Source organism: Flammeovirga sp. AWQ4_249 (genome assembly GCF_056161045.1).
In genome coordinates this window covers 1-9610 of sequence record NZ_JBSWYJ010000077.1, presented here as the reverse complement: position 1 = coordinate 9610, position 9610 = coordinate 1, and the positions used below count along the sequence as shown (strand labels likewise).

Annotated in this window: 7 protein-coding genes; 3 read left to right on the top strand and 4 right to left on the bottom strand. The window is 34.3% G+C overall.

All coding sequences use genetic code 11. From position 1 onward, the window contains the following. Nucleotides 1-368 precede the first annotated feature (368 nt). The 4 genes from ACXAHM_RS25570 to ACXAHM_RS25555 all read right to left on the bottom strand — a co-directional run bounded on the left by ACXAHM_RS25570 (nt 369) and on the right by ACXAHM_RS25555 (nt 5594). Nucleotides 369-968, bottom strand: coding sequence for a hypothetical protein (locus tag ACXAHM_RS25570; protein WP_474966897.1), 600 nt, complete (start codon nt 966-968; stop codon nt 369-371). A 36-nt stretch (nt 969-1004) separates the two neighbouring features. After that, nucleotides 1005-1676: a DUF4136 domain-containing protein gene (locus ACXAHM_RS25565; RefSeq protein ID WP_474966893.1), complete on the bottom strand. Its 672-nt coding sequence runs from the start codon at nt 1674-1676 to the stop codon at nt 1005-1007. A gap of 132 nt (nt 1677-1808) precedes the next feature. Then, nucleotides 1809-2780, bottom strand: a complete 972-nt coding sequence (locus ACXAHM_RS25560) for a helix-turn-helix domain-containing protein (protein WP_474966889.1) — start codon at nt 2778-2780, stop codon at nt 1809-1811. 102 nt (nt 2781-2882) lie between these two features. Further along, nucleotides 2883-5594 (bottom strand): family 14 glycosylhydrolase, encoded by a 2712-nt coding sequence (locus ACXAHM_RS25555; protein WP_474966885.1) that lies wholly within the window; start codon nt 5592-5594, stop codon nt 2883-2885. Nucleotides 5595-5813: 219 nt separating this feature from the next. On the opposite strand from ACXAHM_RS25555, the gene ACXAHM_RS25550 reads away from it, so the two are divergent. The 3 genes from ACXAHM_RS25550 (at nt 5814) to alaS (ending at nt 9393) form a co-directional block, all read left to right on the top strand. Further along, on the top strand, nt 5814-6161 hold the full coding sequence (locus ACXAHM_RS25550) for a hypothetical protein (RefSeq protein WP_474966881.1): 348 nt from the start codon (nt 5814-5816) through the stop codon (nt 6159-6161). Nucleotides 6162-6287: 126 nt separating this feature from the next. Continuing rightward, nucleotides 6288-6635, top strand: coding sequence for a hypothetical protein (locus ACXAHM_RS25545; protein WP_474966879.1), 348 nt, complete (start codon nt 6288-6290; stop codon nt 6633-6635). 148 nt (nt 6636-6783) lie between these two features. Beyond that, entirely contained in the window at nt 6784-9393 is a 2610-nt protein-coding gene (gene alaS, locus ACXAHM_RS25540) for an alanine--tRNA ligase (RefSeq protein WP_474966875.1), read from the top strand. The last annotated feature ends 217 nt before the right edge of the window (nt 9394-9610 follow it).

Genomic DNA, 9610 nt, shown 5'->3' with positions numbered 1-9610 from the left:
GCTTTATATAACGGAGAATTTACATTGTGATATTTATAGATTTCGATTCAAAAATACCATTTTACGCCTTTTACACATTGTTATGAAAGATTTGAAACAAAAAAAAGGTCACCCAATGGATAACCTCTTTCACTATATAATCTAACTACTGTCTATACTACTTTTTATCATTCTATCTGATCTATATAACGGAACTTACTACAAGCATTATTTATAGAATTCAATTGTGTTTTATCAAAATATATCTATTTCATTAAAAATCAGAAGTTTATAAATGAAAAATCACAATCTCAAGAAGTATAAGTAACTCTTGAAATTGTGATTTATTGATGTGTGTTGTTTAGTAGAATACTTAAAAGTATTAATAATTAGAATTCAAATGCTAAACCAATATTGAAATCCCAATAACCTAATCCATCATATCCTTTAGCTCCAGTAGAATAGTTATATTTCACATTTGATAAAAGATTGACACCACTATTACCCATTGGTACAAGTACACCTACTTCAGGAGCAACAGCAAATCCCCAATATTGATCTGAAACACCAATTCCTCCTAATTGATCATAGATATAATTGCCTGCAGCACCAATCCCTACACCTGCGTAAGGTCTGATACCACCCAATTGACCAAAGTGATAATAAACTGTACCCATTGTGTTGACCACTTGAGAATCTCTGAATTCCTCACCTGAGATTGCTCCATTCTCATTAGAATAGACATTGTAACCCATTGCTTGTTCAAAATGATGATAACCTAAGTAACCACCTACAGAAATATTATCGTTTAGGAAGTGACGATACTCTAAAGTACCTCCACGGAATGAAGCATCAGATATATAATCATTGACACCAGTAGTTGGAACCGTCATGCTATAAGTGATTCCTATAAGATCTTGTGCATTTACTGATACATTGCTTACTAAAATGAAGACCAGTAGACCGACTAATTTTTTAATATTTTTCATAAGGGTAGATATGTTTTTAATCTAAGTTGTTTAAAATTAATTTTTAGAGATATAAGGTGACTGAGAGAACATTTGAGAAATTCCCTTTTGGATTCTATTTTGGTTGTCTGCAACATTTGTTTCAGTACCATTTAAGATTCCTTGCCAGATAACAGGCATTTTTTCAGTGCCATCTTCTTGAACCGCTTCCACGCGAGTATCAATGATCTCTAAAATTACAGTTCCCTGATCATAAGTATAATAAGTTGTCATAGGATAACCATAGTAAGGATAGTACCATCCCCAATAATCACCCCAGTAACCACCCCAATAGTCACCCCAGTAAGCTGGCCATGATGTTATAGATCCAACAACTGTATTATCAAATGAATAAGGTAAAACAACTAAATCCGCACCCTCTTCAGTGGCAGACTTGACGTAACCTGCACGTTCCATGTTTTCAATGGCTGCATTAATAATTACTTGATCTGTAGATGAAAGATTGCTTAAGTCTAAGTTTGTATCTTGGTCTTCTCCTGGATGAGCAACAGTAGAAGAAACTGTGAATGTAACAGCAGACTCAAAGCTAGCGTCATAATCATCATTTTCATGTGTTACAACCGTATCATAGTCAGAAACTTGATCTGGATTATCTTCTTCGTTGACACATGATGTAAATGAAAATAAAGCGTAAAACGCAGTGAATAAATAGACTAAATTTTTTCTCATAACTTTTTTTTTATTTTTTGTATGTGAAAATAAACGTCTATTACTTACTGTCAATTTTTGCTTATTTGACTAAGAAATAACATAAAATGATTATTATTTAAATAGATTGTGAAAATTGTTTAAAAAACAACATTATCTTCTTAGGTCGTCTTTAAATTCTCTTGGTGTTACCCCAAATTTCTTTTTAAAAGTTGCGGAAAAATGACTTGCACTTGAAAAACCTAAATCCATAGCGATCATGGACATTGTTTTTTCACCTTCGGTTAAATAGGTTCGAGCGGTATCTAATCGTACATCCTGATGGAATTGATGAATCGTTACACCAAAAACTTGTTTGAATAAAGCTCTAAGTCTACTAGCACTTAGGCCACATTCCCTTCCAAGTTCATCGATCGATATTTGTTTGTTTAATCGGGTTCGTAAAATCTTTCGTGCTTTAAAAACAGCTTTCGTATTAAAAGGATACTTATTCGTTTCCAGCATTTCTTCTCTTTTATCCACTTTCGTGAAAAAAGTACCTATAAGATGTAGAGCACATGCTTGAATTAATTCTTTTTCATAAGCCCCTCCTCTTTCTAAAGAATAAGAACGCCAAAACATTCCATGCATGACGGGATCAAATTCTTCAAAAATATAAAAAGGCTCATTTTCTGAAAAGAGATCTTTATGGTATTCTGATCGATTGGCTAGTTCATGGTAATATTCTTTCTTTAATCGTACAGAAATAAATTTGATCGGTCTTTCAGAGAAAAATTCCCAACTAATCGTATCCTTTGTATTAGTTGTAAATGCACCTTCTGTAAAAACAGCAAATTCTTCTACTTCATTATTTCCTTTATCAATACCAATTGTTTTTTGTTCAGCAGGTTCACCAAAGAAAACAGGAATATATTTATCAATACTATTTAATTTTGTTCCATCTGAAGCAATAGGTTTCTTTAAGGTAAAATCAAATCGGAATACTTCCATTTTATCACTACACTTAAAACCATCAACTACCCCACTCCCAAGTTCATTATTAAAAATAATAGAATCTTTTTCTCTTCGTCCATCAAAAATGTGACACCAAGCATGTAATGCTTTATCAAAGTCTCTAATTTCCATAAAGTATGCGTCGGATTGGTATGATTGAAGTATTAATATAAAAAATAACCATCAGTAAATCCCACTTCACTGATGGTTATATTAATTATGTTCAAAAGAATATTAACGTAATCGATTAATCAATTCCGCATATTTCTCAATTGGGAAGTTATTGTCTGAGAATAAATTTTGCATTCTCAAGATTGTAATACCAGTGTAGCTAGTATTTGTTCTCGTTAATGCTTTCTCAATTTGATCCCAACCTGATTGACTATATAATTCGTGATAAAGGGCATTTTCACCCATTACTTGTATTCCTAATTTCTTTGCCGAATTAGAGAACCACATTACTAAATCTTCTGCTCTAGAGTAACCTTCCCAGTCTTTGTTCATTTTTTCAAGACATGTGAAGTGAAGAACAATATCATCTTTGATGTCTTTATCAATGATTTTCTTAAGCATCTCCGTATATTCTCCTCTATCTGTAGCACCAATTCCAGGATATGGAGCGATCAATCCCGCAGTAATTTCTGCTACTCTTGGTTGATTTGGATCACTGATTAACCAGTGAATACCGGGCATTTTGAAGCCTACAGGTACTTTTTCAAAATCTTCATTAAAGATAGAAACGGCTCTTCTGATAATGGCATTACCATGTTTTGCTAAACTATCGTTATACCATTTGAAGAAATCTTGCTTATATCGCGTATTTGTAATATCCTTTGTTGCGAATAATTCATCTGCATTTGGTAATGGAATTTCAGATGCCGACTCGTAGGTCGTTTGCCATAATTCATTGATATAATCCAAGCTACCGTAAAGATTGATTAAGTGACTTTGGAAATCTTCTTTCGCTAATCTACTATAACATTGTAAAGTACCTCTGTTTGGATAATCACCCCAATCGTGCGCATTGTAAGATGGATATCTCAATTCACCTGCAGGTCCTAAACTGACATTAATTTCATCCGTCATCCAGGCATATTTCTTATATCTTTCTTTAAACGCTTTCATGAAACGTTCATAGTATGGAATAACATAAGAATCTGCCCATAGGGAAACATATTCTACACTTACATCACCCGTTTCGGATACATATTGAAGATCTTGAATAGTTTCTAATTGAGGATTTTCTTCTACTATTTTACCCCAAATCCATAGAGGAATCATTTGGGTAAAGTCATCATTGACATTTCCTCCAGCTTGATGGAAAGATAAAATGGGTACCCAATTTAGTCCTTTTGATTCAATCAGCTTAACCATATTATCATAGTAAGTCCAATCAAACATGTTAGACTGTGTGCCTTCTACCAAGCCCCACCATATATCAATTGAGACGGCAGAAACACCAATTTCTTTCATCTTATCCAATTGCTTAGATACAGTCAACCAATCACTATCTTCCAAAAGTCTTCTAGGATTATGCGTCTTCACGTGAAGAGGTCCCATTACTCTAAATGACTTTTGTTTTCTTTCTACATGATCATCTTTGAATTTAACCTTACGAATCAACTCTTTTAAACGATGACTACCTGTATCAATTCGTTCAAATAATACTTTCATATTATTGACGATCAATCCTGTTAGCGTATCATGTGTTAATAACCAAAGTTCAGCATTATCCCAAATTACATGTGAGTTTACTCCTTCAATAGAATCATTTTCTAAATAGAAAGAAATAGGGTTTTCAAAGCCAAATTCAAGAAGCTGCTTTAATTTTTCTGCATATTCAGAATTATCTTTATACTCCGTTCTACTTTTAGTTGGAATAATTAACCCTAATCTATCTTGTTTGATTCCTTCAGACAAAATCGCCAATGATTTTCGATAAGCATCTCCTAAAGAGTTATCTTTGTTTACCGCAATCATCCCTGCACCTACTTCCATTTGATGCGGAGCGTTTTTTAAACTTTGCTCTGCATAAGCCATAGAAGTACGTATACAAACTTTTGTATTTTCGTAACCTTTATCGCTAAAGGTATTTTGTAGGATATGCAATAGCTTATTTCCATGTGTACACAAAGATTTATTGTACCATGATGTTACATCAAAACCATATAAGGTATCATAGTATTTTTTGCTTTGTAATACATCATTTTCTTTGAAGTAATTGAATAAAGACGCTTTATCTTTTATTTCTTCAATCCCCCATTTATTTGCTGCTGTTTTGTATCCTTTATATTTCTCACGAACGTAATTATCAAAGTCATCCAAAGCAGTTGGAGAATAACATTGCATACTCCTTTTTGGAAAAGAACATTCATTGATCGGATAGCTTAATTCTCCTTGTGGAGAAGCAGAGATAATAAACTTTGTAAAAGAAGAAGCATAGTCTTCAAAATGCTTTTTAAACGATTGTACAAATTCATCATAATAAGGCATTACATAATGATCAGCCCATAATGAAACTGCATCTTGAGCACTACCTCCTGACTTATTGACGTATTTTAATTGGCTTAATACTTTAATCTCTTCGTTATCACTCATGAGTTTACCCCACAACCAATCTGGTAAAGTACAGAGATAGTTTTCATCATAATCGTTGACCATGTTGAAATTAAATTCAACCACGATTTGAAGCTCACTCTCCACCAGCTTATTGATAAGACTTCTATAAAAATGCCAATTGTATTGTATATAATGTTTTTCTTGATCTGACGCTTTCCCTTCTCCTTCTACTAGTTTCCATAACACAGGAACAAGTACTACTTCTACTCCAATTTTTTTTGCCCTAACAATCCATGAATCTAGCTCTGACCACTCAGGATCTAGCTGAGAAAAACAGGTATCAGGAGCTAAAATTGAATAGGGTAATCTGACTTCAAAAGTCTTCATTTTCTTATTAATTAAGTTAGTAACAACTGAAAATCAGTCGCATATTATAGCATAAGACAATCGTTCTTACACATATCGCATTGTAAATATAATCAAGTTTTAATTAGTGAATAATTTTTTTGAAGTGAAAACAAATGTAATTATTGTCAACAAGGTGTAATGAAAGGGATGATTTTCAATAAGTTCTGTTGATATAGATGAACATATATCAGCTTTATTATGAAAAATCTAATTTCAATCTTCGTCTTTACTATTCTAATGCATTTTTCATATGCATCTGGAAAATATATCCGCATTACAAATCCCATCACAAAAAGTCAAGAAGTAATTGCTCATGGAAATCTAGAGACAGATCTTCAAAGGATCACGAAAAATTATAGACTCAAAAAGGAGTTAGTATCTAGCGAGGTTGTTAAGATTTTAATCTATAAAAATAAATCCAATCATGATGATACCATGATCGTTACTCAGCTTCACCATAAGTATGGTTGGGTATCCTTTAGAGGGCATCATAAAGAGTATGGAAAGATCATTAATATATTAATTGCTGATGTTTATAATTTCTAATCAATTCAACTAATAATATTTAGTCAGTTTGTTATGTGAATAGATTTAAAAAAAGGCAACAAATTTCATTGTTTTATAGTACCTAATAATCAACAAGTTGCATAATATTCCAACGACTACACTGACATGAGAAAACGTATAATCCTAATTTTATTAACCGCTATTATATCCCTTTCCTCTTTTGCAGGAGGAGATCAACCCACGAAGAGGATACCCTCTAAAAATGTAAAAGCAGATGATATCATTGTGAAAAGCGATGAATCGGAAGAGACCTATCAAAATGTTACTAATGGCTACAAAAAAATAAAAGTACTTTCAATAGGTGGAACTGATGTTGAAATATTCAAAAAGAAAAATTTCTTCATTGTCTTCAATAAACAAAAAGATAAGTATGGATGGATAACCTTCCGTGGAAATGAAGATAAGCTAAACCTTGTAATACAAGAATTAGTACTAAATATTTATAATTCATAAGAGAATTCACCCCGAATTCTCTTTTTTTATTAAAAGAAGGTTATTATCAGCACTTCTATTACTAAGATCGTTAAATAGATAAAGAAAATATCTTATTTTTGCACGATCAAAAATTTGAAAATTTATAAAACTCACTAGAGAAACATACATGGACGCAAAAAGTATTCGCCGCACGTTCTTGGAATTCTTCCAAAGCAAGCAGCACGCCATCGTTCCTTCGGCACCACTTGTGATTAAAAACGACCCTACGTTGATGTTTACCAACGCAGGTATGAATCAATTCAAAGATTATTTCTTAGGAAACAAAGCCGCCGAGGACAAACGTGTCGCCGATACTCAAAAATGTTTACGTGTATCTGGTAAGCACAACGATTTGGAAGAGGTAGGTATTGATACATACCACCACACAATGTTCGAAATGCTAGGAAACTGGTCATTCGGAGATTATTTCAAAAAAGAAGCAATTGAGTGGGCTTGGGAACTTCTTACTGAAGTTTACAAACTACCAAAAGATAGATTATACGTGACAGTATTCGAAGGTGACAAAACTGACGGTACTGAAATGGACCAAGAAGCAAAGGATATCTGGAAAGGCTTAATCGCTGAAGAAAGAATTATCCTTGCCAACAAAAAAGATAACTTCTGGGAAATGGGTGAAACAGGTCCTTGTGGTCCTTGTTCTGAAATCCATATTGACCTTCGTAATGATGAAGAAAGAGCCAAAGAAGATGGTCTTACTTTAGTCAACGAAGATCACCCGTTAGTAGTAGAGATCTGGAACCTTGTATTTATGCAATTCAACCGTAAGGCTGATGGTTCATTAGTTTCTCTTCCTAACAAACATATCGATACAGGTATGGGATTCGAACGTTTATGTATGGCGATTCAACAAAAAGAATCAAACTACGATACTGACGTATTCCAACCAATGATCCAATTCTTAGCAGCGAAATCTGGTAAGGAATATGGTAAAGATGAGAAAATAGATATCGCTATCCGTGTGATCTCTGACCATATCCGTGCAATTTCATTTGCTATTGCTGACGGTCAATTACCTTCAAACAACAAAGCAGGTTATGTAATTCGTCGTATCCTTCGTAGAGCGGTACGTTACGGTTATACTTTCTTAGATTTCAACAAACCATTTATGTATGAGTTAGTTGATATTCTTTCTGATCAGTTTGAAGAAACTTTCCCTGAAATCATTTCACAAAGAGATTTCATCAAGAAAGTAGTTATGCAAGAAGAAGCGGCTTTCTTAAGAACATTAGAGAAAGGTTTAGCTATTCTTCAGAAAGCAATGAACGGTGCTTCTGACAAAACGATTGCTGGTAAAGAGGCTTTCACATTGTATGATACATTCGGTTTCCCTCTTGATTTAACGCAATTGATTGCTTCTGAAAACGGATTCTCAGTAGACACTGCTGGTTTCGATGCGGCAATGCAAGAGCAAAAAGACAGAGCTCGTGCTGCTTCAAGTTCAGAAAAAGGAGATTGGATTGATGTAAACGATGGTAACTCAGTTGAATTCTTGGGTTACGATGCATTAGAATCAGACGCTTCTATCTTACGTTACCGTGAAGTAACAGAGAAGAAGAAAACAATTATACAGTTAGTACTAGACCAAACTCCTTTCTATGCAGAAAGTGGTGGACAAGTTGGTGATAAGGGTACTTTAGTTTCAGGTGATGAGACGATCGCAATCTTCGATACAAAGAAAGAAAACGATTTGATCATTCACTTCGCGAACAAATTACCTTCTAACCCTGCTGCTCCAGTAGTGGCTAAAGTAGATGCTACACGTAGATCTTTAACAGAGAATAATCACTCTGCTACTCACTTACTACACGCTGCATTGCAAGAAGTATTGGGTGATCACGTTGCTCAAAAAGGTTCACTGGTAAATGATAAGCACTTACGTTTTGACTTCTCTCACTTCCAAAAAGTAGAGGCTGACGAAATTGCTAAGATTGAAAAAATCGTTAACCAAAGAATCCGTCAAAATATAAAATTAAACGAGCAAAGAAACGTTCCTATCGAAGATGCAAAAGCAATGGGTGCTACTGCATTATTCGGTGAGAAATACGGTGACTTCGTTCGTGTAATTACTTTCGATAGTTCTTACTCAGTTGAACTTTGTGGTGGTACTCACGTTCCTGCTACGGGTAAAATTGGTTTATTCAAAATCACTGCTGAATCATCAGTGGCTGCAGGTGTACGTCGTATTGAGGCTATCACTGCCGATGCTGCTGAAGAGTATGTAGATGAGCAAATCAATTTATTAGCAGAAATCAAAGAGATTTTAAAAGCAAAAGACCCTAAGAAAGCTGCAGCTGACTTAGTAGAATCTAAAAATGCTTTAGCAAAAGAAGTTGAAACTCTTCGTAACAAAGAGTTACAAGCTGTGAAAAACGAATTGGCTTCTAAGGCTGTGGCTAAAGATGATTTCAACTTTATCGCAGAGAAAGTTTCTGTACCAAATGCTCAAGGATTGAAGCAATTGGCTTACGACTTAAAAGCAGTGGTTGATAACATTTTCTTGATCTTAGCGGCTGACGTTGATGGTAAGCCTCAAGTGGCTGTTATGATCGACGAGGAGTTAGTGAAAGCAAAAGACTTACACGCTGGTAAAATCGTTAAGGAATTAGCGAAAGAAATCAAAGGCGGTGGAGGTGGACAACCTTTCTTCGCTACTGCTGGTGGTAAGGATATCAATGGCTTGGATGCTGTTGTTGAGAAAGCGCAAGAGTTAGCTTAGTTTTAGCTAGTTTTTTATAGATATGGAGACGACCTTTTCTTAGTTGAGGAGGTCGTTTTTTTTGCCCATGTTATTTATGGGGTTATGATATAGTTTGGTGATATATGAGTAACGGTCTACTTTCAAGGGAGTATCTCAGAAACTGTGTAAATCTATTTTTTAGATTTCAAAATGTTTTGATCAACCCTCGAAATTTCTCTTTGTAAAATTAATGAGC